Raw genomic sequence first — 24,200 nt, forward strand, 5'->3', positions numbered from 1 at the left:
GCCGCGTCTTCACGGCCATCCCAGACCCAGACCCGCGTGCGCAGATAATCGGCCACCACGTTGCCCTTCCCTCCGCCGCGCAAACCGAGCCGGCGCCACGCGCTCGCCGGCGGGGTCGCGCTCCAGTGGTCCACGCGTACCGCCTTGGTATGTGCGGCTAGGCGGCGGGGCTGTCGGCCCCGCCCAGAGCCGGTCCGGCACCGTCGGCCTGGGGTCTTCCAGATAGACATGCTGATCGCAGTGCACATCGGCCACAAAGCGTTGTCGGCGCCGGTCGAGCTGCCGCAAAAAGGCGGGCTCCTTGCCATAACCGCCATCGACGGCTATCGCGCCAAAGCGCACCCCGCGGCGCACCGCATCGTCCACCATCGCCAAGGCCAGCTCGGACTTGCTGCGATAGCGCCGTTCGGCCTCGGGGATCGCGGCCTTATTACACCGCAACCCATCACTCACCCAGCGTTGCGGCAGATAAAACCGCGCATCGATCAGGCTGGCCTGCTCGCCCCGGCACAGCGCCGCCCCCCCATCTGGCAGTTGTCCACCTTGCCCAGCCGTCCATTCCACTGCCGCGCCACCCCGGCGGAGGATTCGCCCTTTTTGGCGAAGGCGCTTTCATCGAGCAGCAACACCGATTGCTCACCCCCAGCAAGGCATCGCTCTCTACCGCCAGCGCATCGCCCAAGCCTCGCCAATCCACCATCGCCTCGGTCAGCATAGGCTGCCATCGTCTGGTGGCCAGTGGCATTCACCTCGCTCATCCGCAGCATGTTGGCGCTGCTCAGACTGAAACAGTCCGCGCACATAGCCCCGAAACGCCGCCAAGGCGTCGCGGGTGCGAGAGACGAAAAACGGGGAATAAGGATCAAGATGCGCCTCCAGCGCTTTAGGGAGGCTCTCCAGGGTGGATTTAAGGCAGGGCGAGGCATTTTCACGGGGTCATCGTTGTTTACCTTTATAAAACAAAGGTTTATTATAATTCTATCCAGAATGTGTGTCCAGCTTGAAATCTGACAAAGTAGAATTAACGATGCGACTCAACCATAATAAAGGAATGTGACACATGAACACGACACCCGAAAAGATAGATCTTTTTACGCCCGCTCAGGTCGGACCCTATGCGCTGCCGAACCGCATCGTGATGGCGCCGTTGACGCGCAACCGTGCGGGCGAAGGCAATGTGCCGCAGCCATTGAATGTCGAGTATTACGCACAGCGGGCGACGGCGGGGCTGATTATCACTGAAGCGACGCAGGTCTCGCCGCAGGGGGTGGGTTATCCCGCCACGCCCGGCATTCATAGCGCGGCGCAGATCGAGGGATGGCGGCGCGTAACCGATGCGGTGCATGCGCGTGGCGGAAGAATCTTTCTGCAACTGTGGCATGTGGGGCGCATATCGCATCCCTTGCTGCAGCCGGACGGGGCGCTGCCGGTGGCGCCTTCAGCAATCAGGCCCGAGGGTCAGGCCTTTACCTACGAGGGTCCGAGAGACTTTGTTACACCAAGGGCGCTGGATATTTCCGAGATCCCCGGCATTATCGAGCAATACCGCAGTGGTGCGCAAAACGCACTCGCGGCGGGCTTCGATGGTGTGGAAATCCACGGCGCAAACGGTTATCTGCTCGATCAATTCTTACGGGATGGCAGCAACCAGCGCACTGATGAGTATGGCGGCCCCATTGAGAGCCGTGCGCGCTTGATGCTCGAAGTGACCGAGGCAGTATGTGCGGTGTGGGGCGCGGAGCGTGTGGGCATCCGCCTCTCGCCGCTGCAACCCTTCAATGATATGCGCGACTCCAACCCCGAAGCCACCTTCAGCTATGTTGTTGGGCAGCTTAATCGCTTCGGGCTAGGCTATCTGCATGTGACTGAAGCGGGCAAGGACACCCCCGGTGCCGCCGGCCCCGCCTTTGATCTGCGCAAGCTGCGACGCATCTGGAAAGGCATATACATGACCAACGCCGGGTATGATCTGGAACGCGCCAATGCGGCGCTGGCAGCGGGCGAGGCTGACCTAATTGCCTTCGGTGTGTTGTTGCTCGCCAACCCCGACTTGCCGCTGCGTTTCGCCCGCAACGCACCGCTCAACACGCCCGATCCCGCCACGTTTTACGGCGGTGGTGCCGGTGGATATACGGATTATCCGTTTCTTGAAAACCCCTGACGACCAGGCAAACCGCATGTGGTTTCTCTACCTGATCGAATGCCGCAACGGCGCACTCTACGCGGGGATCACCAATGATCTCGCCGCGCGGTATCAGGCACATGTTGACGGCAAGGGCGCCAAGTACACGCGAGGCAATCCACCCTTGCGGCTTATAGGAGCGAAGTCTTATCCGGATCGTTCAAGCGCATCTCGCGCAGAATGGGAGATCAAGCAACTGCCCCGAGGGAAGAAGCGGGGTTTTCTGGAAGGGGTCGTGCATGACCCTGCATGATGCTTTTGTGACAGATAAAAAGACTATACGCTACGGGTAAAGGATAATGCGCAAAAAAGGGTGGCTGAAACGTGGTGCCGCAGGAATGATTTTCGTGGCAACGGCGTGGTGTTGCATCGGTGTAGCGGAGGAGCGGTGGCGCATCAAGAATGTGCCGCCTTTAACGCCGCTGGCCGAAGACGGTATTCGTGATCCTGCCAACCCCGCCATTACCAAACTTCAGCAACCGGCAGAGGCGCTGTCCACTTTTCCGAAAGACCGGCGCGGCGAGGTGGATTGGGTAAAAACGCTGCGCCAGGGCCTGATTAATCCCCGCAAAAGCATTGATGGAGACGAGTACGGTGGCAAGGAGGTCATGCAGGAGATGGATCTCGATATCATGTTAAAAAATACCGCGCAAATGCCATGGGTACGGTTTCCGCATCGCGCCCATACCGAATGGCTTGCATGCAGCAATTGCCACTCGGCGATTTTCGTTCCGCAGCGCGGCGCCAATCGCATCTCAATGGAAAAAATTCTCAAGGGGGAATTTTGCGGCCGCTGCCACGACAAAGTGTCCTTCAGCCTGTTTGTCTGCGAACGCTGCCATAGCGTCCCGCACGAAGGTTCCGGCCCTGCCTGGTGGTAGTGATCATAGCGCATGACATCTTGCTTCCAGGGATGTATATTCTGAATAAAATGTGGTTCGAGGAGAAGGGTTATGACAAAAGACGAAATGAAAAAAGCGGTTGCGCTGGCTGCGCTGGACTATGTCGAGGCGGGCGCCGTGGTCGGGGTGGGCACCGGTTCCACCGCCAATTTTTTTATTGACGCCCTGGCAGGCATCAAACACAAGATCGAAGGCACCGTCGCAAGCTCGGTGGCAACCGCCGAGCGCCTGAAAGGGCATGGCATCCCGGTGTTCGAGCTGAATTCCGTGAATGAGATCGGCGTCTATGTCGACGGGGCTGACGAAGCCAACCGTTATTTGCAGCTTATCAAGGGCGGCGGCGGTGCGTTGACGCGCGAGAAGATTGTGGCCGCAGCCAGCAGAAAGTTCGTTTGCATTGCCGATGAGTCGAAGCTGGTCGACGTGCTGGGCGCGTTTCCCCTGCCCATCGAGGTGATCCCGATGGCACGCAGCTATGTCGCGCGCGAGATCGCCAAGATCGGCGGCAAGCCGGTGTTGCGCGAAGGTTTTGTGACAGACAACGGAAACATTATCCTCGACGTGCATGGCCTGAGCATTATGGAGCCAGCGCGTCTGGAAGCGGAGCTGAACAACATCGCGGGTGTAGTCACTAATGGCCTCTTCGCCATCCGGTCTGCCGATGTGCTGCTGCTAGGCACCGCCGAAGGCGTGCGCAAATTGGCTTGATGAATATGGGTAACGGGCCATCTCCATCGTTCTGTGAGGTATGCTATTATCCGCGTTCTGGTTAGTTCCAGGCCCGTTTCGTCGCAGAAGAAGAACGCAAAAATATACCCCCTCTCTACATACACAAAAGGAGCATCCGTATGAGATATCCAAGGAAACCAAATATGAAAAAAGTCATAATATCGGGACTCGCTTTAAGCGCAATTGCGCTGGCTTCCCATGCCCATGCCGCCGATCTCGATGATCGTTGGTATATTGCGCCCGGGCTTAGCTACATCAAGCCTGACAAAGACCGCAATGCTGATAACAGCCCCGGTCTTCAGCTTGGCATCGGCAAGCCGGTCAGCGAGTCGTGGAACATCGAGGGCAATATCGTCGCAGACAACCTCGATATGAAGAACAGCTCGAACGAGTTCAAGCAGCGCGGCCTAGGCATCGACGGCCTGTATTTCTTTAACCGTGATTCCGCCTTTGCGCCTTATGCCTTGCTGGGTGCAGGCGCACTCAGAACCAGCGTGCCCGGTGAAAAGAGCACGAATCCCATGGCAAATGTTGGCCTGGGCTTCATGACCAGCCTGATAGATGACGCCCTGGCGCTGCGCGCCGATGTGCGTTACCGCTGGGATAAAGACGATAAGAGCGTTGCTAACCAGAATCGTTTTGGCGACTGGATACTGAACCTGGGCCTCTCCATCCCGCTGGGAGCAAAGGCAATGGCTGCTGCGCCGGCAGTTGCTGCGGCCCCTGTCGTTATGGCGGCTCCCAAGCCGGCGGATAGCGATGGTGACGGCGTGATCGACAGCGAAGATCGCTGCCCCAACACCCCCGCTGGCGTCAAGGTCAATGCCCAAGGCTGCGAGCTGGATAGCGACGGTGACGGCGTGGTGGACAGCAAAGACCGCTGCCCCAATAGCCCTGCCGGTGCGAAGGTGAATGCCGACGGCTGTGAGCTGGATGGTGACGGTGACGGCGTAGTGGACAGCAAGGATCGCTGCCCCAACAGCCCTGCTGGCGCGAAGGTAAATGCCGATGGCTGTGAACTGGACAGCGATGGCGACGGTGTCGTGGATAGCAAAGATAGCTGCCCGGACAGCAAAGCTGGTGCAAAGGTCGATGATAAAGGTTGCGAGATCGCCGGTGTTATCGCACTCAAGGGCGTAAACTTCCCCACCAACGCCGCGAAGCTGACCCCGGATTCACTGGCTATCCTGGATGAAGCCGCTGCAACACTGGTCAAGCACAGCGACATCAAAGCGGAAGTAGCCGGTCATACCGATAACCGCGGCGCTGCTGCCAACAACAAGAAGTTGTCGCAGCAGCGTGCCGAGGCCGTGATGCACTACCTGGTGTCGAAGGGCGTGAATGCCGCGAACCTGACCGCCAAAGGTTACGGCCAGGAAGACCCGGTTGCTGACAACAAAACGGAAGAAGGACGCGCCACAAACCGCCGTGTAGAGCTGCGCATCCAGAAGTAATAGCCCGGCATTTTTGGGTTTGAGCTTGAACCCCGGCTGATCCAGCATCAGCCGGGGTTTTTTATTGGGCGTATCTGAAACCAGAAATACCGCTATCTGCCGCGCTTTTTTAGTTGCTGGCTATCCTCCAAGCCCCGCTGGGCACGCCACTCCGGTACCACCCAAGCCGCAGTAACCGTCAGGATTTTTCGCCAGGTATTGCTGGTGGTAGTCTTCCGCATAATAAAATTCCGGGGCATCCACGATCTCGGTGGTGATGGCCCCATAACCCGCCGCGCTCAGTGCCTTCTGATAGGTCTCTCTTGAAGCCAGCGCCGCGGTCTTTTGCGCATCGTCACAGGCGTATATTCCCGAGCGGTATTGTGTGCCGATGTCATTGCCCTGTCGCATGCCCTGGGTAGGGTCATGCGACTCCCAGAATACCTTCAGCAATTGCTCGCAACTCACCCTGCCGGGGTCATACACCACCCGCACCACCTCATTGTGGCCGGTCATCCCGGAGCAGACCTCCTGATAGGTGGGATTCGGCGTATAGCCGGCCGCATAACCCACCGCCGTGGAGTAAACGCCTTCCACCAACCAGAATTTGCGTTCCGCGCCCCAGAAACACCCCAGGCCGAACATCGCCATCGCCATGCCTTCAGGGAATGGCGGTACGATACGATGGCGGTTCACGTAGTGATGTTCCGGCACCGGCATCTTTTCGTTGCGGCCTGGCAGCGCCTCGTGCGGCGCAGGCATAGCCGGTTTTTGGCCGGGGCGAAAAATCATCAAGCTATTTCCTGAAGAGCTTGACGAAAAACGCCTGCATTTCGTCCCAAGAACGCCGGTCGGCCTCGGCGTTATACTCTAACGGCAGGTTGAATTTCTGACCGTAACCGTCGGCATCGGGATTGGTAAATGAATGCTTGGCGCCGGGGTAGGAAATGAACTTGTAATTCACTTTGGCATTTTCCATTTCTTTCTTGAATTGTGCGATCTGCTCGGGCTTGACGAACGGATCGTCCGCGCCGTGCAACACCAGCACCCTGGCTTTTACTTTACCGCGCTGCGCGGGATGGGCCGTGCCCAGGCTGCCATGAAAACTCACCACGCCGTCGAGTGGCACGCCCATGCGCGCCATCTCCAGCGCCACGCCGCCACCGAAGCAATAGCCAATCGCCGCGATATGACGCGAATCGACGGTTGAATGGTTTTGCAACAGCTTCATCGCCGCCAGGAAACGCGCCTTGGCGGCCTCCCTGTTCTGCGCCACCTCATTGGCAAATTTGCCCGCGTCATCCGGGTGCTCGGCCTGCTGGCCGTTGCCGTACATATCCACCGCCAGCGCTGTGTATCCCAGCTCCGCCAGCATGCGCGCCCGCTTACGTGCGTATTCGTTATGACCCCACCACTCATGCACGACCATCACGCCGGGGCGTTTTCCCTTGATGCTGTCGTCGTAGGCCAGATAGCCTTTCAGCACCGTTCCGCCGGCTTTGTAGTCAACCTCTTCGCCTTGCACCGCCGCCTGAGCGGAGGAGATACCGGCAAAAAACAACGCAACGATTATCCAAAAATGTTTCATGTGTTTCTCCTGTTACGCCCGTTCACCCAACATCCAGATTCGCGCATGCGATGCGCCCACCGTAACCTCGACAGTCTCCAGCACGGCGTCCGTCTTGCCGTCGATCACCACCAGCGAGCCAGCCTCCGCGTTGGCGGAAAATACCAGTTCAGTGACGCCATTCTGAACCAGAAAAGCCAGCGATCCCGAAGATCCTGTTTTGATCTCCTGGATCAGCCGCAGCTTCGGCAAGGTAGTGAGGTCGAACACCAGCACCACATCGGCCTTGATATTCGCCTGCTGCTCAGGGCTGCCCGAGCTGCTGGTGGTCATGTACAGCTTGGTGCCTTCAGCATTGAAGTAGTACTTGCTGAAATAAATATCTGGCAGGTCGAGATTGTCCGTCACGGTGTTGGTGGCGGTATCCAGTGCGGCGATCTTGGCGATCACGTGGTTGGAGTCGGACTTGCGATCCGCGCCGCGCCCGATCAGATAACGGCCGCCCGGCGCCGCAAACAGGTTGCTGTAACCCTTGAAATTCAAGCGCTGTTCAATGACGTTTGTGACCGGGTCGATGATCGTCACCGTGCCGTAACCGCTGTTGAGGTTGTACAGCTTGCCGGCGGCCGTGGAATACGCCAAGCCATGTGGATATGCGGTGTTCGGGATCTTGTCCGCCACACCCTCTTCGCGCTCCGGCTCGCACAGATTAATAGTGGCAAGCAGCTTCAGATAGCTTGCGGCATCGTTGGGGTCATTGCCGACGACCGAGACCGTGCCGTCGTTGAGATTGCTGATGTAGGCGCGCTGCGGCACGCTGGACGCGGATGCGGCGGGCGGAGTAAACGCCGCCTGATGATGGCCTCGTCCGATGCAAATGGTTTTCAGGAATGTTGCGTCGCGGCTCGCCGTGCTTGCAATGACTGTCACCGAGGAGCCTTTATCTCCGCAATTCAGGGTGTCGTTGCCGGTCGCCTTGTCACCATCGTTCATGAACCAGTCACGTTCGGAATACGGATCGGCATAAAGATGGGCGGGAAAGGTATCCGCCGGAAAATCCGCCTGCAGCCGAACCTCCTTGCTGCGCGGATCAAGCAGAACAACAGAGCGGTCTTGCGTCAAACCCGCCATGACGGGCTTGAGCAGCTTGTCCAGATCCGTGCCCGGCGCGACCGGGAGATGCTCAATCGTAGTTTGACCGTTGCTGCGGTTTACAACATGAATCGCTCCGGTGCTGCGGTCACCGATGTAATACGCCACGGAGAAATCCTGCGATGCCTTGCTTGAATTATTCATTATCTGCACTCGTCAAATCGTTGTGGCCCACTAACCCTGAAATGGAAACTCTGAAAAATCCATCCGTGGATTTTTCAGAGACGAAAACCAAAAAATGTGATTTTTGTTTTTCTTCATTTCTCAAACACTTGCGTGTTCGAGAAATGGCGGCGCGTCCATGCACCGCACGGAATCTCTAATAAATCAGAGGTTCCAAATGATTATTCTACACTGCTATCTATGCCATACTCGCGCGGATTTGAAAATGGATCCTGAGATTCGCCACGATGTCACGCTACCGCCCGCCACAACCCAAAGCCTCCCCCTACATCACCCCCGAGGGCTATCAATGCCTTCAGGACGAACTGGAGGCCCTGTGGAAACGGCGCGCCGAGGTGACCAAGGCACTGACGGCTGCCGCAGCCGAGGGGGACCGCTCGGAAAACGCCGAATATATCTATCGCAAAAAAGAGCTGCGTGAAATCGACCGGCGCATCCGTTATCTGCAAAAGCGCTTGCCGGACCTTAAAGTGGTGCGAGATACCCCGCAGGACCAAACCCGCATCTTCTTTGGTGCCTGGGCGCATCTTGAAGACGAGTACGGCAAGCACGTGGTTTACCGCATCGTCGGCCCCGACGAATTCGACGTAAAAAAGGGTTATATCAGCGTAGACTCTCCGGTTGCGCGCGCCTTGATGAAAAAAGCGGTAGATGACGAGGTCACGGTGCAAACGCCGGAGGGCAGCACAACCTATTACGTGACAGAAGTCCATTATGCGGGCAAGTGAACTTCGCAACAGCGCCCCGGATTTTTCATGTTTTTTGCGATACCCAACCCTGTCATGCTAACGTTATCTCAAAAACCAGGATACCTTCATGCAAGACATTCTCGAAAAAGCCGCACATATCAAACTGGTGATCTTTGATGTGGACGGCGTACTCACCGACGGTAGCCTGTACATAGACGCCGAAGGCCGGGAGCTCAAGGTGTTTCATTCGCGCGACGGGCATGGCATGAAGATGCTGCAAAACAGCGGCGTCGACATCGCCGTGATTACCGCGCGCACCTCCGAAGCCGTCGCCCACCGCATGGCGGGCCTCAATATCAAGCACGTCTACCAGGGCCAGCAGGACAAACTCGCCGCCTTTAAAGTGCTACTGGAAAAGCTGGCGCTGGATACACAGCAGGTGGCTTATGTCGGTGACGATGTAATCGATCTGCCGGTCATGCGGCAGGTGGGCTTGGCAATTGCAGTGCAGGACGCCCATTACCTGGTCAAAAAACACGCTCACTGGCAAACTCCCAGCCCGGGTGGGCGTGGTGCAGCACGAGACGTATGCGAGCTGGTCATGGAGGCGCAGGGAACGCTGGCAGCGCAGTTGGGCAGGTATTTGATGGCGGGCGATTCTTGACAGGGACGGGCCTGTTTCAGTAATGATTAGCTTGCAGGATTACACAACCCTTGGTTAATACAAGCATCACTTTTCACTGGCGATATTGGTTTATTCTGATTGCCCTCGTCGCACTCGCCACCCTGAGCTGGTGGCTGCTGCAATCCGCGCAGACCCCGCAGGCCAGTCGCCCCGGATCGACGCGGCACGACCCTGACTTTTATCTGAAGGACTTCACACTGACCACCATGGACAAGGCGGGGGCGCCGCGCAATCATTTGGCCGCACCATCCATGGTACATTACGCGGACGACGACAGTGCGCTGCTCACGCTGCCGCACATGACCGTATTCCGCAAGGATGAGGCGCCATGGCACATCGACGCTGAGCAGGGATGGATATCGTCGGGCGGCAAGACCGTGATACTGCACGGCAAGGTGATGATGCGCCAAACTGATCCCACGCTGGGCCGTGAGCAAATAGTGCGCACCACCGAACTGCATCTCAAGCCGGATGATGAATACGCGGAAACGGACCAGCCCGTCACCTTCAGCAATAATGCGGGTAGCGTAGTCGATGCGGTGGGAATGCGTGCCAGTCTGAAAGACGAACACCTGCAGTTGCTCTCTAAAGTGCGTGGAACTTATGTATCTGAAACACCTTAAACTTATACTGATCGCCGCATCTCTAGGGTTGTTCCCTGTCGCCGTCATGGCCATGACCGGTGACCGGGAACAGCCCATACACATCGAGGCCGACAGTGTCGACATCGACGACAAAAAGGGTGTCAGTGTCTACCGGGGAAATGTGCGCATGACTCAAGGCAGCATCGTGCTGACCGCCGACACGGTGACAACCTATGCCTCCTTCGCCACCGACGCCAAACCCGGCGCGGCGGGCAAAAAAAAGGAGCGGCAACTGGACAAGATTATCGCCGAAGGCAAGCTTGCGAATTATCGCCAGCTTCTGGACAGCAAAGATGCCACGACCGGCAAGAATGAGGAGTTGCGCGCCCGCGCCGAACGTATCGACTATTTTTCCAATGAGGAACGTATCGTGTTGCAAAGGAGCGCCTATCTCTGGAAAGAAGGCAGTGAATTTGCTGGCAACGTCATTGAATACGACGGCCGCGAGGAGACGGTCAAGGCCAGCAAGGCACAAGCCGGCCAGGAGCGTGTGCAGGCCGTGATCCAGCCGCGACGCAAGGAAAAAGCTCCGTGAGCATTTTAAGCGCGCATGACATCGCCAAGCGCTACCGTGCGCGCAATGTCGTTAACGGTGTATCCCTGGAAGTAAACAGCGGTGAGGTGGTGGGTTTGCTGGGCCCCAACGGAGCAGGTAAAACCACCTGCTTTTACATGATCGTCGGCCTGATTTCCTGTGAAAATGGCGCCATCATGCTCGATGGTCAGGACATCACCGCCTATCCCATGCACGCGCGGGCACGGCTGGGAATAGGGTACCTGCCTCAGGAGGCCTCGGTATTCCGCAAACTTACCGTCGCCGACAACATCCGCGCCATTCTGCAAACCGTGCCGGGATTGAGCCGCGAACAGCAGGAACAGGAACTGGAGCAGTTGCTGCAAGAGCTGCACATTGGCCACATCCGCGCCAGCCTGGGGATGAGCCTGTCTGGCGGCGAACGGCGGCGCGTCGAAATCGCCCGCGCCTTGGCCACCCGGCCGCGCTTTATTCTTCTGGATGAGCCGTTTGCCGGTGTCGACCCCCTTTCCGTGGTGGATATTCAGAATATAATAAATCACCTCTGCGCCAAGGGCATCGGCGTGTTGATCACCGATCATAACGTGCGCGAAACCTTGGGTATTTGCGGCCGCGCCTATATAGTAAGTGAAGGCAAGGTAATCGCTGCCGGGGCGCCCGCTGAGATCTTGAGCAATCAGCAGGTTAGGGATGTATACCTGGGGCAGCAGTTCCAACTTTGATGATTTGGGGCTAGCAGCCTGTCGGGCTTAGGAGATCGTAGCGAGAAAGTGGGGGAGCGAGGACAGTTTTCCGCTATTTTGAGGAAAATAGCTGGCACTATTCGACGAAAAATAGCGGAAAAATGGACCGCTCCCCCGCTTTCGCAGCAGATTCGACCTAAGTCCGACAGGCTGCTAGACTAGCCGTCCTTCGCCACATAGGCGTATATTGTTCTTTTACGCATGATTGAGTCAGCCGTTTTACCATGAAACAATCACTTCAGCTTCGCCTGGGTCAACACCTGACCATGACGCCACAACTACAGCAGGCGATTCGCCTGTTGCAGTTGTCTACGCTCGAGTTGCAGACGGAAGTACAGCAGGCCCTTGAAGCCAATCCCTTGCTTGAGCTTGCCGAGGAGGGCGAGTTCGAAAGCGCCCTGGCCGGTGGCGAGCTTGAAACGTCCAGCGAGGGCGACACTGGCGGGTCGGATGAATTTCTGCCACCCACCCCCATGGATATAGGCATTGATACCGGCAGCGACATGGATGAGCAGCCCGTAGGGAGCGCGAGCGGTGCCAGCTCCGAGTCCACGCTCGATTTGCAGTCGTCCGACATGCCCGACGATCTGCCGGTCGACAGCTCTTGGGATGATGTCTATGACAGCATCGCGCCACAGACGCAAGGCAGCGATCAGGATGGGCGTGATTACGAGGTCCAGGGCGAGTCTGTCGAGGGCTTGCATGAACACCTGATGTGGCAGATGCAGCTTACCCCGTTCAGCGACACCGACCGCGCCATCGCCACATCGCTGATTGATTCGATTAGCGATGACGGTTATCTCACCAGCCCGCTGGAAGAGATCCGCGCCGGGCTACACAGTGACCTGGATGTCGAACTGGATGAGGTGGAAGCCGTACTGCGCCGCCTCCAACACTTCGACCCTCCCGGCGTGGCGGCGCGCGATCTGCGCGAATGCCTGCTGCTCCAGCTCCAGCAGTACGATCCGGCAACGCCCTGGCGCACGCAGGCGCTGCAACTGGTGCGGGAACACCTGGATCTGCTGGCGGGCCGCGATTACACGCAGTTGATGCGCCGTATGAAACTGACCCAACACGAGCTAAGCCAGGTGAATACGCTGATTCAGACCGTGAACCCGCGTCCCGGCAGCATTTTTTCCAGCAAGGCGCCTGAATACGTGGTTCCTGATGTGGTCGTCACGAAAACGCGCGGCGCATGGCGCGTCGAACTTAACCCTGATGCCATGCCGCGGGTACGCGTCAACGCCCGCTACGCCAATATGATCCGGCGCGCCGACAACAGCACTGACAACACCTATCTAAAAAACCACCTGCAGGAGGCGCGCTGGTTTATCAAAAGCCTGCAAAGCCGCAGCGAAACCCTGCTCAAGGTGGCTTCGTGTATAGTCGAGCGGCAGCGCGCCTTTCTCGATTATGGCCCGGAGGCGATGAAGCCACTGGTATTGCATGATGTCGCCGAAGTGGTAGGGATGCATGAATCCACCATATCGCGCGTTACCACCCAAAAATACATGCATACCCCGCAAGGCATCTTCGAGCTAAAATACTTTTTTTCCAGCCACGTTTCCACCGCCACTGGCGGCGTGTGTTCCGCCACGGCGATACGTGCGCTGATCAAGAAGCTGGTGGCGGCGGAAAGCCCACAGAAACCACTCAGCGACAGCCAGCTTGCGGAGATTCTCTCCGAGCAGGGGATCAATGTGGCGCGCAGGACTGTGGCGAAATACCGCGAGGCGATGAGCATCGCGCCTTCAAGCGAACGCAAGCGGATGGCCTGAAATACAATCACGCAGGGGTGGGCTTTAAAACCCGCCCCTGCTCATTATAATCGGGGGATGTTCCAGTAAATATGCAAATAGCTGATGTCATTACGCTTGATCGCATTGCGTGCCATGTCAAGGCAAGCAGCAAAAAGCGCGTATTTGAATTGTTGGGTGAGTTGCTGGCGGGCGGCCAATCCGGGCTGACGCAGACTGAAATCGTCGATAGCCTGCTTGCGCGTGAACGGCTGGGCTGTACTGGGCTGGGTCATGGGGTGGCGATTCCTCATGGCCGCCTCAAGAAGATCGACAAGGCGCTGGGCGCCTTTGTGCAACTGGAAAAAGGCATAGACTTTGACGCCAGCGACAATCTGCCGGTGGACTTGCTGTTTGTGTTGCTGGTGCCGGAGAAATCAACGGAGGAACATCTGGAGTTGCTCGCTCAGCTAGCTGAAATGTTCAGTAACGAGGAACTGCGCGAGAAATTGCATTGCGCCCAGACGCGTGATGAACTGTGCGATCTGGTCACCCACAGACCACCTTCCGATATGCAGCTCACGATGCATGCCTAAGAGCCTATCCGTGAATAAATCATCCCTGCGTTGCTGCCCCAAAACACGCCAGGCAAGGCGCGAGACGCGAAGTTTGGTTGTTCCAAATAAGCGGCGAGCAACGCCGCATGGCGTGTTTTGGGGCGCAACCCGAAGGGACGGGGCCGGTTTTGCGCAGTGCGGCGTCACGCTTCGCTCATGTGCAACAAGCACACTACACTCAGCATTCCTTGCCCTGCGCAAAACCGACCTCCGTCGCAGGGATGATTTATTCACGGATAGGCTCTAATCCTTATGCCTACCCCTCTCACCGTCGGAACTCTGTTTGACATCCACCGCGAAAAACTCGCGCTGGAATGGCTGGCGGGCCAAACGGGGGCGGGGCGCGCCGTAGAGCTGGAAAAGCGGCGGCATGCCACTGGCCCGTCCACGGACTCTTCCTGGGGTACTTCATCCGGCCCTGCCGTGGTAGGGCATCTTAATCTTATTCATCCTAACCGCGTCCAGGTGCTGGGACGCTCGGAGTGCGATTACTTGCAGGGGCTGGGAAAGAATTCGCACGACGACGCCATCAAGCACTTGTTCGACTATGCCCCTGCCGCAGTGATTGTCGCCGACGGACAAGCGGCCGAAGCGGAGTTGAAGCAATATGCCGAGCGCACCGCCACACCGCTGTTTGCATCACGCCAGTCGAGCGACAAAATAGTCGATCACCTGCATTACTATCTGGTCAACTTCCTGGCCGACAAAACCACCCTGCACGGCGTCTTTATGGATGTGCTGGGGATCGGCGTGCTGCTTACCGGCGATAGCGGTGTAGGTAAAAGCGAGCTGGCGCTAGAGCTGGTGAGCCGTGGCCACTGCCTGATCGCCGATGATGCTCCTGAGTTTTCGCATATTGCCCCCGACACGCTGGACGGTACCTGCCCCGAATTACTGCGCGATTTCCTTGAGGTGCGCGGGTTAGGTGTGCTCGATATCCGCGCCATGTTCGGCGACAGCGCGATTAAGCAAAGTGAACGCTTGCGGCTGGTCGTTCATTTGCGGCGTATGACAGACGAAGAGGTGTACAAAATGGATCGCTTGCGCGGTGAGCACAGCATCCGCACCGTGTTGGAGGTCGAGATCCCGCAAATCCTGTTGCCGGTGGCGCCGGGGCGCAATCTTGCCGTACTGGTGGAGGGTGCAGTGCGCAACCACATCCTGTCTCTCGGTGGATATCATGCCGGTAAGGCCTTTATGGAGCAGCAGCGGCACATCATGGCGCAACAATCGGTATGAAGCTACTGATCATCAGCGGGCTGTCAGGTTCCGGCAAGAGCATTGCACTGCATGCGCTGGAAGATCTGGACTACTACTGCATCGACAACCTTCCGGTTGGGTTGTTGCCGGCCTTTGCGGCACAAATGAAGAGCGCGCCCGAACGTCTTCCCAAAGACGCCGCCGTTGGCATCGACGCGCGCAACCTTTCCGCGGATTTCTTGCACTTTCCGGAAATATTAAAAGACATCGAGGCGCAGGGGCTGGCATGCGAGATATTTTTTCTCGATGCCGATGATGCCACCCTGCTCAAACGCTTCAGCGAAACACGCCGCAAACACCCATTGACCAGCGGTGAGGTATCGCTCGCGGAAGCGATCCGTGCCGAACGTAGGCTGCTTGAGCCCATCGCTGGCCTTGCCGATTGGCACATCGATACCGGCCGCACCAATGTCCATCAGTTGCGCGGCATGATTCAGGCGCGCGTCGCAAATCGCACCGCCCTGTCGCTGCTGTTTGTGTCGTTCGGCTATAAGCACGGGCTGCCGGTGGACGCCGATTTTGTATTCGATGTGCGCTGCCTGCCCAATCCCCACTGGGAAGCACACCTGCGCTCATTGACGGGGTTGGACGCAGGGGTCGCGGCATTTCTGGAAAATCAGCCGCTGGTTGCGCAAATGCTGGGGGATATGAAAGTATTCCTGGAAACCTGGATTCCCCGTTTCGAGGCGGAGAATCGCAGCTATATCACAGTGGCAGTCGGCTGCACCGGCGGTCAGCACCGCTCGGTTTATCTGGTTGAGCGGCTGGCGGAATATTTTCTTCGCACGCGTGATAATGTACTGACCCGCCACAGGGAGCTGACATAATGATCGGATTATTGCTCATCACGCATAACCGGATCGGTGACGAATTGTTGAAAACCGCCACAGGGATGCTCGGCATGTGTCCTGTTATGACGGTAGCCTTATCAGTGACACCGGACAACGATCCCGATGATGTTTTAAACGAGGCGCGGCGTAACGTAGCGAGGCTCAATCAAGGCGCCGGCGTGCTGGTGCTGACGGATATCTATGGTTCAACGCCGAGCAACATTGCCGCTCAGTTGATAGACAATAATCAGGTTCGGGTTGTCGCCGGCGTCAATCTACCCATGCTGGTGCGTGTACTCAACTATCCTCGTCTGGGCCTTGATGAGCTGGTCAACAAGGCGTTAAGCGGCGGGCGGGATGGTATCTTGCTGAGCAACCCCGGCTCGGATACGTAGGCCCACCCATGCTGCGCAAAGACGTCATGATTATCAACAAACTGGGGCTGCATGCGCGTGCCGCCTCGAAATTCGTCACCCTGGCGTCGGGGTTCGAGAGCGATATCCGCTTGGCGCGAGGCAGTCGAGAAGTCAACGGCAAAAGCATCATGGGGGTGATGATGCTGGCTGCGGGGCGCGGCACTTCGCTGGAAATCATAGCCGATGGTGCGGATGAGGAAGACGCCATCCGCTTGCTTGATGATTTGATCAAAATGCGCTTTGGGGAAGAGGAGTAATCGTTCGGATAGGCCGCTAGGTTTAACTGGGTATTCTTGCGATCATGGGATTGACGCTAACAGGGGTGGGGGTATCCAGAGGGATTGCGATAGGCAATGCCTATCTGTTGCAGCCCGAATCACCCGAAATCACGGAATATGCCCTTCCGAAACATCTCATCGCTGAAGAGGTAGTGCGCTTCAAAGCCGCGCTGGACATTGCCAGGCAACAACTCAGCGCGATCCGCAAGCAGATTCCGCGCGACGCCCCGGCAGACATCGCCGCCTTTATTGAAACCCATGTATTGATGCTCGAAGACAGCGCATTGGCGGATGCACCAGTGAAGCTGATTAAAACCCAGCAGTGCAACGCCGAGTGGGCGCTCAAGCAGCAGCGCGACATCCTGGTAAGCATATTCGACGCCATGGATGACCCCTACCTGCGCACGCGCAAGGATGATGTGGATCACGTCGTCAACCGTATTCAACGCATTCTGCTTAACCAACCTGCCCATCCCCTGGAGTTTTCTGACAACCGGTTAAAGGGCACCATCATTGTTACCGGGGATATCTCCCCGGCGGATCTGCTCTTGATGCAGCACCAGGGTGTTGCCGCATTTATCACCGAAACGGGCGGCCCCACCTCCCACACCACCATTCTGGCCCGTAGCCTGGGCATCCCCGCGATCATTGGGGTCGCTCATGCGCGGCGCCATATACTGCCTGGCGCTCCGCTGATCATGGATGGCCAGCAAGGCATGGTGCTGGTGGATCCCGATGCGCAATCAATACGTTACTTCCGCAGTAAACAGCGGGAAGAGAAACTTCACCAGGCGGCGCTTGCCAGACTTAAAAAAAAGCCCGCAGTAACCCGTGATGGCTGGTCGATTACACTCCGCGCCAATATTGAACTACCCGAGGATATCCAGGCCATCAAGCGCACGGCAGCAGCAGGCGTGGGCTTATACCGCACCGAATTTCTTTTTATGAACCGCCCGGACATCCCCGATGAAGAAGAGCAGCTCCGCGCCTATGTGCATATTGCACGAGCCGCGCGGGGAGCGCCGGTCACCATCCGCACCCTTGATCTTGGCGCCGACAAGATGCCGGGCGGTGGGCAACAGATGGCCTCATCCTCCACGCATTCCGCGTTGGGACTACGGGCAATACGCCTGTGCCTGAATGAACCGTCCCTGTTCCGTCCGCAACTGCGCGCCATCCTGCGCGCCTCGGCGTATGGGCGGGTGCGCATGATGATCCCCATGCTATCGAGCCTGCCGGAACTGCACCAGGTGTTACGGCTTGTGCAAGATGTCAAAAACGAACTGAAAGGGCAAGGCCTTAAATACAATGAAAACATGCGCGTGGGGGGGCATGATCGAGGTGCCCGCCGCTGCTCTCATCGCCGAAAGCCTGGCCCGTCACCTGGACTTTCTCTCCATCGGCACCAATGATTTGATTCAATACACGCTTGCCACCGACCGTACCAATGAGGCGGTTAATTATATCTACGACCCGCTTCACCCCGCAGTGCTGCGTCTGATTGAAATGACTCTCCGCGCCGGGCGCAACGTCGGCATCCCGGTGGCGATGTGCGGCGAGATGGCCGGAGATGTGCGTTATACCCGTTTGCTGCTCGGCATGGGACTGAACGAGTTCAGCATGCATCCTTCCATGCTGCTGGAAATAAAGAGCATCATCCACGCCAGCCGGTTGACTGAGTTGGCCAAAATGGCACGCAAAGTGCTGAAATGCAGCGATACCGAGGAGATTCGCGCGCTGATCGTGAAAATCAACGCTATCGAAACGTAAAAGCCTCTCGCAAATGAGTGATTATTTTTTAGAATAAACCGTGCGTTATGCGCTTTTTCCTTTCCAATCCCCCCGCTTTTTCATACACTTGCGGTCACCGAGGATCGAGGGATTGAGATGACCGAACCCGTCAAACAAGAAACACGCCAAGGGCGTCTGAAAACCCTCACCACCGCACTGGCTACAGCCCTGGAGAGCGGCGGCGCGCTGGTGAATGCCCGCAAGATGCTCAATAGCCTGCATCCGTCCGAGATCGCACACCTGCTGGAATCCGTGCCGCCGCGCGAACGCACCTTGGCATGGGAGCTGGTGGATGCGGAGCTTGAGGGGGATGTGTTGTCTCACGCCGGTGACGAGGTACGTGCATCCCTGTTGCGCCTCATGGATACCCACGAGTTGGTGGCGGCCACTGAAGGCATGGAAACCGACGATCTGGCGGATATCCTGCAAGACCTGCCGCGCGTAGTGATCCGCACTGTGCTGCAATCCATGGACGAGCAAGACCGTCAGCGAGTGGAGGCGGTACTCTCCTATCCGGAGGACACCGCAGGCGGCCTGATGAACACCGATACCATCACCGTGCGGCCCGACGTGACGCTGGATGTCGTGCTGCGTTACCTGCGGCGGCGCGGCGAGATTCCTGAGACGACGGACAGCCTGATCGTGGTGACCCGCGCCGATCAATACATTGGTCTGCTGTCACTTGCCGACCTGCTGACGCAAGATCCCTCCCTGGCAGTCGCCGAAGTCATGATGCGGGATGTCGAAGGCATCCCGGCCACCCTGCCCGCTGGCGAAGTGGCGAACCTGTTCGAGCAGCTCGACCTGATTTCCGCGCCGGTGATTAACGATGCCGGCCAGTTGCTGGGCCGCATCACCATCGACGACGTAGTGGACGTGATCCGTGACGAAGCCGAACACTCCCTGATGAGCATGGCCGGTTTGCACGAAGAGGAAGACATCTTCGCCCCGGTGATAGTCAGCGCACGACGTCGCGCAGTCTGGCTGGGCATCAACCTGATGACCGCTTTCCTCGCCTCCTGGGTGATCGGTTTGTTTGAGGCAACCATCGAAAAGATCGTGGCGCTGGCGGTGCTGATGCCTATCGTCGCCAGTATGGGTGGCATCGCCGGCAGCCAGACCGTCACACTGGTGATACGCGGCATGGCGCTGGGGCGTGTCGGCGCTGCCAACGCCAAGCATGTGGTGATGAAAGAGCTTGCCGTAGGCGCATTGAACGGCATCCTGTGGGCAGCGGTAGTCGCCGCCGTAGCCAGCGTCTGGTACAAGGACTACCGAATCGGTGCAATCATCGCGGCAGCGATGGCCATCAACCTCATCACCGCCGCCCTGGTCGGCGCCACCCTGCCGCTGTTGCTACGCAGAATGGGCGCCGACCCTGCGCTGGCGGGTTCCGTGGTATTAACCACCGTCACTGACGTTATTGGGTTTATGTCCTTTTTGGGGCTGGCGACGGTGTTTTTGATTTAATTTAGGACTTAGAACCTGTTAAGAAGTATTGCTAATTCATGTTTATAATTTGTGGATAACTTTCTAATTTTTAAATAAACCAAAGTTATCCGCAAAGCATCAACAAGATCCAGGGGGGGTTGAGATATAGTTTTAAGCCTCCTTGTCATTGACATAATATTATGTTTAAAAAGGTTTTTTTAAATGTATCCAGCGATATGAAGCACTTAATAATAGTAATAATAATGTTTTAAATATTTAGATAATTAAAGATGGTGTTGCCGTCTTCGGAATATTTTTGAAATTGTATAAATATGGACTCACCACAAAGCGTGTAATGTTGGTTTATCAGCTGCACCTGCATAGCCGAAGACCAAGCCCTGCTGCTTTAATTACCCTGAAAATTTTTAAAATTATTATTTAAAACAAATAATTAACAAAATTTTCTTTTCTTTCAAAAAGTTAAAAAAAAGCTGTCGCAAGGTTGTGGATAACCTTCCCCAAGAGGTATAGACTTCCGTGCTTGGTGTTCCGTATAGCCGCCTTTCTGGAGACTTATATCCGTGGAGCTTTCTTTGTGGCAACGATGTCTTGAGCGGCTGGAAAGCCAGCTCACGCCACAACAGTTTAATACCTGGATTCGTCCACTGCATGCGGTTGAGGATGCGTCTTCGCTACGTCTTCTTGCGCCCAATCAGTTCGTCTTGGATTGGGTTAATGAACGGTTCTCCACTCAGATCAACGATGTTCTTACAAAATCAGGGGGTAGCGAATCCCCCCGGTTGATTCTGGAAATCGGCAGTTCCAAGGCGGCAAGTGCTCCTTCCGCCGCCACTGCCAAGCCTGCTCCAATCAAAAGACGGTTTCATCCCAGCGCAAAAGAAGATGCGTCTGAAATGGACCATGTCAGCAACCTGAAGCCAGAGTTCACCTTTGATACCTTTGTGAGTGGCAAATCCAACCAGTTGGCGCATGCCGCCTCCCTGCAGGTAGGAGAAAACGCTGGCGGGGCCTATAACCCTTTATTCATCTATGGGGGCGTAGGCCTGGGCAAAACACACTTGATGCACGCCGTCGGCAACATGATGGTAAAGACCAAGCCTGATGCCAAGGTCATCTACCTGCACTCAGAACAATTCGTTGTCGACATGGTGAAGGCGTTGCAGCACAACACCATCGACGACTTTAAACGCTATTACCGCTCGGTGGATGGCCTGCTTATCGACGATATTCAGTTCTTTGCCGGAAAGGAACGCTCTCAAGAAGAATTCTTCCATACATTCAATTACTTGATGGAAGGCCAGAAGCAGATCATCATGACTTGCGACCGTTATCCGAAAGAGGTCGATGGCCTGGAAGAACGCCTCAAGTCGCGTTTCGGATGGGGACTGACGGTACATATCGAGCCGCCTGAGCTGGAAACACGTGTCGCCATCCTGATGAACAAGGCCGAACAAACCCAGTGCGATCTACCCAGTGAGGTTGCCTTCTTCATCGCAAAGCGTATTCGTTCCAATGTACGCGAGCTGGAAGGGGCGCTACGCCGCGTTATTGCCAATGCACGCTTCACCGGTAAGCCCATTACCGTTGAGTTCACCAAAGAGGCTCTACGCGACCTGCTGGCTGTTCAGGACCGCCTGGTTACGATTGAAAACATCCAGAAGACTGTGGCGGACTACTACAAGATCCGCGTCACCGATCTTACTTCCCAGCGGCGCACACGTTCAATCGCTCGTCCGCGCCAGCTTGCCATGGCTCTTGCCAAAGAGCTGACCAAGCACAGTCTGCCGGAAATAGGAAAATCCTTTGGTGGCAGGGATCACACCACAGTACTGCATGCGTGCAGAAAAATAGTAGAGTTGAAAGAGAGCGATAACCACATTAACCAGGATTATTCAAACCTGTTAAGAACTCTTACTAATTAATGTTTGTAATCTGTGGATAACCTTAGTAATTTTTTAAAAAAGTAAAGTTATCCACAAAACATCAACAGGATCGGGTGTGTTTTTGGATGCGGTTTTGAGCCTCTTTGTAAAGTACATAACACTCTGTTTATAAATGTTTTTTTAGAGATATACAGAGTATATTAGGGCATTATAACTATAATAATAATTTTAAATATTTAGGTAAAATTATGAAATTCACAATACAACGCGAAAACTTGTTGAAACCGCTTCAATTGGTCTGTGGTGTTGTGGAGCGCAGGCAGACCTTACCCATTCTATCCAACGTGCTGCTTAGGGCTGGGAGAGAGGGGTTGTCTCTTACGGCGACAGATCTGGAAATTGAGATGACTGCGCATACTCAATTCGATGGTGCTGAGGCCGGGGAAACTACCTTGCCTGCCCGTAAGTTACTGGATATCTGCCGTGCCTTACCAGATCAGGCCCAAGTGGAACTCACGGTTGAAGGTGAGCGTACCGTGATCCGTTCCGGCAAGAGCCGTTTTACCCTCTCTGCACTGCCTGCAGCCGAATTTCCGAATATCGGTTCATTTAGTGAAGTGATCAGCTTTTCTGTCGCACAGAATATTTTGAAGAATCTTATTGACCGGACAGGTTTTGCGATGGCGCAACAAGATATTCGCTATTATCTGAATGGACTGTTGATGGAGATCACCGATGGCAGACTGCGCACGGTTGCCACCGACGGCCACCGCCTCGCTCTGTGCGACGCCGATGTCGATATTAAGGTATCTGAAATCCAGCAGATTATAATACCAAGGAAGGGTATACAAGAGCTGTCGCGGTTGCTTGAGGATTCGGACCGAATGATCCAGGTTCAACTTGGCGCAAACCATATACAACTTTCAACGCCGGAAATCAGCTTTACCTCCAAGCTGATCGATGGGCGCTTCCCCGACTATCAGCGCGTCGTCCCGCAGGGTGGCGATAAACTCGTTATCAGTGACAAGGAAACGCTCAAACAGGCGCTGGTGCGTGCTTCGATTCTTTCCAATGAAAAACACCGTAGCGTGCGCTTCCAGTTGGCGAAGGGCAGCCTGCGCATCTTTGCCCACAACCCGGAGCAGGAAGAAGCGGAAGAAGAAGTCACTGTCGACTATCAGGGCGATGCCCTGGAAATAGGCTTTAATGTAAGTTACGTGATAGATGCGCTTTCTGCTGTTACCGGAGCGCAGGTGCAGCTGGTGCTTTCAGATGCCAATAGCTGTTGTTTGATACAGGGTGTCGGCATGGAGCATTGCAAGTATGTTGTGATGCCGATGCGGCTGTAGTAATGCTTGGATAATGGTTGTTTGCAGCTTGGAACATTCAGGCTAGATTATTTTTAATGAGTCTAGCCTCCCTTTATATCAAAAACGTCCGGAATCTTGCCGAGACCCATATCGAGCCTGCCCCGTGCCTGAATATTATTCACGGCGCTAATGCCAGCGGTAAAACAAGCATTTTAGAAGCTATTTACCTGCTGGGGCGGGCGCGCTCTTTTCGTACCTCTCATATCCAGAATGTTCTTAGCAAGGGCACGGACGGTTTTACCGTAGTTGGCCAGGTCAACATTGGCGCCGATCAGCGTATTCCGCTGGGCATTGAATATACGGCGGAAAAGATGCGCATGCGCGCGGCGGGGCAAACGCTGGAGCGTACCTCGGATCTTGTCACCCATCTACCACTCCTTTTGATTAATCCTGATAGCCACAAGATATTAACCCTAGGCCCACGACAGCGTCGCCGTTTTATGGACTGGGGTGTGTTCCACGTGGAACATGCCTTTATGCCTATTTGGGCGCGTTATTGCCGTGCTCTTAAACAAAGGAATGCATCACTGCGTTGTTCTGGCCGTTCAATGCCGGAAGATGTGTGGAGTATCGAGTTGCAGGAAAGCGCGAGTCGAATAGATTTTCTCAGACGTGAGTACCTGCGGGACTATCTGCCGTTGTTTGTTGGATTTGTTGAAAAACTGCTCCCTCTTCTTGAAGGGGTGTCGCTGCGTTATATACGCGGTTGGGCTCAGGATGCTGAATATCATGAGGTGCTGGCGCGTTCACTGGAAAAAGATAGATCACTTGGCTATACCAGCAGGGGTCCGCATCGCGCCGACGTGATGATTGAGGTTGCTGGTAAACCCGCACAGGAATATACCTCGGGGGGGCAGCAGAAATTACTGATATGCGCAATGTATCTGGCACAAGCCGCACTTCTAAAAGCCCGCGTGCAACGCCAGTGCATAATTTTGGTCGATGATCTACCTGCCGAATTGGATACACAGCACCGAAGAAAATTGATAGATCTACTGTGCGAGCTTGATGCACAGATAATGGTAACGACTACAGACAGAGAATTGATTCATATGCCGGAAATGGCTGGGAGGAAGATGTTCCACGTGGAACATGGAGCGGTAACCGAACAGGCTTTTTGACC

Annotated in this window: 25 protein-coding genes and 1 pseudogene; 21 read left to right on the plus strand and 5 right to left on the minus strand. The window is 55.9% G+C overall.

The genetic code is table 11. The features are described 5' to 3' along the window. Window positions 1-9: 9 nt before the first annotated feature. Both M3A44_00385 and M3A44_00390 read right to left on the minus strand, forming a co-directional pair. Window positions 10-564 carry a transposase gene (locus M3A44_00385; protein ID MEQ6340126.1) on the minus strand — a complete coding sequence of 185 codons (555 nt, stop codon included), beginning with the start codon at window positions 562-564 and terminating at the stop codon, window positions 10-12. Continuing rightward, window positions 486-866, minus strand: coding sequence for a transposase (locus tag M3A44_00390; GenBank protein MEQ6340127.1), 381 nt, complete (start codon window positions 864-866; stop codon window positions 486-488). Before M3A44_00390 ends, M3A44_00385 begins: the two co-directional genes overlap by 79 nt. Before the next feature lie 194 nt (window positions 867-1,060). Here M3A44_00390 and M3A44_00395 point away from each other — a divergent pair, with 194 nt between their 5' ends. The 5 genes from M3A44_00395 to M3A44_00415 all read left to right on the plus strand — a co-directional run bounded on the left by M3A44_00395 (window position 1,061) and on the right by M3A44_00415 (window position 5,267). Beyond that, window positions 1,061-2,161, plus strand: coding sequence for an alkene reductase (locus tag M3A44_00395; protein ID MEQ6340128.1), 1,101 nt, complete (start codon window positions 1,061-1,063; stop codon window positions 2,159-2,161). A gap of 16 nt (window positions 2,162-2,177) precedes the next feature. After that, on the plus strand, window positions 2,178-2,435 hold the full coding sequence (locus M3A44_00400) for a GIY-YIG nuclease family protein (protein MEQ6340129.1): 258 nt from the start codon (window positions 2,178-2,180) through the stop codon (window positions 2,433-2,435). 46 nt (window positions 2,436-2,481) lie between these two features. Further along, window positions 2,482-3,063 carry a hypothetical protein gene (locus tag M3A44_00405; protein ID MEQ6340130.1) on the plus strand — a complete coding sequence of 194 codons (582 nt, stop codon included), beginning with the start codon at window positions 2,482-2,484 and terminating at the stop codon, window positions 3,061-3,063. A 72-nt stretch (window positions 3,064-3,135) separates the two neighbouring features. After that, a complete protein-coding gene (gene rpiA / locus M3A44_00410; GenBank protein MEQ6340131.1) occupies window positions 3,136-3,792 on the plus strand; it encodes a ribose-5-phosphate isomerase RpiA in 657 nt (218 codons plus the stop codon). Window positions 3,793-3,956: 164 nt separating this feature from the next. Continuing rightward, entirely contained in the window at window positions 3,957-5,267 is a 1,311-nt protein-coding gene (locus M3A44_00415) for an OmpA family protein (GenBank protein MEQ6340132.1), read from the plus strand. A gap of 120 nt (window positions 5,268-5,387) precedes the next feature. On the opposite strand, the gene msrA is transcribed toward M3A44_00415, so the two are convergent. Genes msrA through M3A44_00430 form a run of 3 tightly spaced genes read right to left on the minus strand, consistent with a single transcriptional unit; the run spans window position 5,388 to window position 8,109 of the window. Then, complete coding sequence (gene msrA, locus M3A44_00420) at window positions 5,388-6,038, minus strand: peptide-methionine (S)-S-oxide reductase MsrA (GenBank protein MEQ6340133.1); 651 nt, start codon at window positions 6,036-6,038, stop codon at window positions 5,388-5,390. Window positions 6,039-6,042: 4 nt separating this feature from the next. Then, window positions 6,043-6,834 (minus strand): dienelactone hydrolase family protein, encoded by a 792-nt coding sequence (locus tag M3A44_00425; protein MEQ6340134.1) that lies wholly within the window; start codon window positions 6,832-6,834, stop codon window positions 6,043-6,045. A gap of 12 nt (window positions 6,835-6,846) precedes the next feature. Further along, entirely contained in the window at window positions 6,847-8,109 is a 1,263-nt protein-coding gene (locus M3A44_00430) for a hypothetical protein (protein ID MEQ6340135.1), read from the minus strand. Window positions 8,110-8,375: 266 nt separating this feature from the next. Between M3A44_00430 and greB the strand changes: the two genes are divergently transcribed. The 16 genes and pseudogenes from greB (at window position 8,376) to recF (ending at window position 24,198) form a co-directional block, all read left to right on the plus strand. After that, on the plus strand, window positions 8,376-8,876 hold the full coding sequence (gene greB, locus M3A44_00435) for a transcription elongation factor GreB (protein ID MEQ6340136.1): 501 nt from the start codon (window positions 8,376-8,378) through the stop codon (window positions 8,874-8,876). A gap of 88 nt (window positions 8,877-8,964) precedes the next feature. After that, entirely contained in the window at window positions 8,965-9,501 is a 537-nt protein-coding gene (kdsC, locus tag M3A44_00440; GenBank protein ID MEQ6340137.1) for a 3-deoxy-manno-octulosonate-8-phosphatase KdsC, read from the plus strand. 50 nt (window positions 9,502-9,551) lie between these two features. After that, window positions 9,552-10,145 carry an LPS export ABC transporter periplasmic protein LptC gene (gene lptC / locus M3A44_00445; protein ID MEQ6340138.1) on the plus strand — a complete coding sequence of 198 codons (594 nt, stop codon included), beginning with the start codon at window positions 9,552-9,554 and terminating at the stop codon, window positions 10,143-10,145. Then, window positions 10,126-10,701 carry a lipopolysaccharide transport periplasmic protein LptA gene (gene lptA, locus M3A44_00450; protein MEQ6340139.1) on the plus strand — a complete coding sequence of 192 codons (576 nt, stop codon included), beginning with the start codon at window positions 10,126-10,128 and terminating at the stop codon, window positions 10,699-10,701. Before lptC ends, lptA begins: the two co-directional genes overlap by 20 nt. Then, complete coding sequence (gene lptB, locus M3A44_00455) at window positions 10,698-11,423, plus strand: LPS export ABC transporter ATP-binding protein (GenBank protein ID MEQ6340140.1); 726 nt, start codon at window positions 10,698-10,700, stop codon at window positions 11,421-11,423. Before lptA ends, lptB begins: the two co-directional genes overlap by 4 nt. A gap of 245 nt (window positions 11,424-11,668) precedes the next feature. Continuing rightward, window positions 11,669-13,222, plus strand: a complete 1,554-nt coding sequence (locus M3A44_00460) for an RNA polymerase factor sigma-54 (GenBank protein MEQ6340141.1) — start codon at window positions 11,669-11,671, stop codon at window positions 13,220-13,222. Window positions 13,223-13,293: 71 nt separating this feature from the next. Beyond that, window positions 13,294-13,776, plus strand: a complete 483-nt coding sequence (ptsN, locus tag M3A44_00465) for a PTS IIA-like nitrogen regulatory protein PtsN (GenBank protein ID MEQ6340142.1) — start codon at window positions 13,294-13,296, stop codon at window positions 13,774-13,776. Between the two features lie 273 nt (window positions 13,777-14,049). Beyond that, complete coding sequence (gene hprK, locus M3A44_00470) at window positions 14,050-15,036, plus strand: HPr(Ser) kinase/phosphatase (protein MEQ6340143.1); 987 nt, start codon at window positions 14,050-14,052, stop codon at window positions 15,034-15,036. Further along, window positions 15,033-15,884, plus strand: a complete 852-nt coding sequence (rapZ, locus tag M3A44_00475) for an RNase adapter RapZ (protein MEQ6340144.1) — start codon at window positions 15,033-15,035, stop codon at window positions 15,882-15,884. Before hprK ends, rapZ begins: the two co-directional genes overlap by 4 nt. Then, complete coding sequence (locus M3A44_00480) at window positions 15,881-16,282, plus strand: PTS fructose transporter subunit IIA (protein ID MEQ6340145.1); 402 nt, start codon at window positions 15,881-15,883, stop codon at window positions 16,280-16,282. The genes rapZ and M3A44_00480 overlap by 4 nt, the downstream gene beginning before the upstream one ends. Before the next feature lie 8 nt (window positions 16,283-16,290). Continuing rightward, complete coding sequence (locus tag M3A44_00485; protein ID MEQ6340146.1) at window positions 16,291-16,560, plus strand: HPr family phosphocarrier protein; 270 nt, start codon at window positions 16,291-16,293, stop codon at window positions 16,558-16,560. Window positions 16,561-16,604: 44 nt separating this feature from the next. Continuing rightward, window positions 16,605-18,351, plus strand: a pseudogene (gene ptsP / locus M3A44_00490) (phosphoenolpyruvate--protein phosphotransferase). A 117-nt stretch (window positions 18,352-18,468) separates the two neighbouring features. Beyond that, on the plus strand, window positions 18,469-19,842 hold the full coding sequence (gene mgtE / locus M3A44_00495) for a magnesium transporter (GenBank protein ID MEQ6340147.1): 1,374 nt from the start codon (window positions 18,469-18,471) through the stop codon (window positions 19,840-19,842). A 542-nt stretch (window positions 19,843-20,384) separates the two neighbouring features. Then, complete coding sequence (dnaA, locus tag M3A44_00500; protein ID MEQ6340148.1) at window positions 20,385-21,746, plus strand: chromosomal replication initiator protein DnaA; 1,362 nt, start codon at window positions 20,385-20,387, stop codon at window positions 21,744-21,746. A 209-nt stretch (window positions 21,747-21,955) separates the two neighbouring features. Further along, entirely contained in the window at window positions 21,956-23,056 is a 1,101-nt protein-coding gene (gene dnaN / locus M3A44_00505; protein ID MEQ6340149.1) for a DNA polymerase III subunit beta, read from the plus strand. 56 nt (window positions 23,057-23,112) lie between these two features. Then, window positions 23,113-24,198 carry a DNA replication/repair protein RecF gene (recF, locus tag M3A44_00510; GenBank protein MEQ6340150.1) on the plus strand — a complete coding sequence of 362 codons (1,086 nt, stop codon included), beginning with the start codon at window positions 23,113-23,115 and terminating at the stop codon, window positions 24,196-24,198. The last annotated feature ends 2 nt before the right edge of the window (window positions 24,199-24,200 follow it).

This window comes from Gammaproteobacteria bacterium, from assembly GCA_040183005.1.
GTDB lineage: Bacteria > Pseudomonadota > Gammaproteobacteria.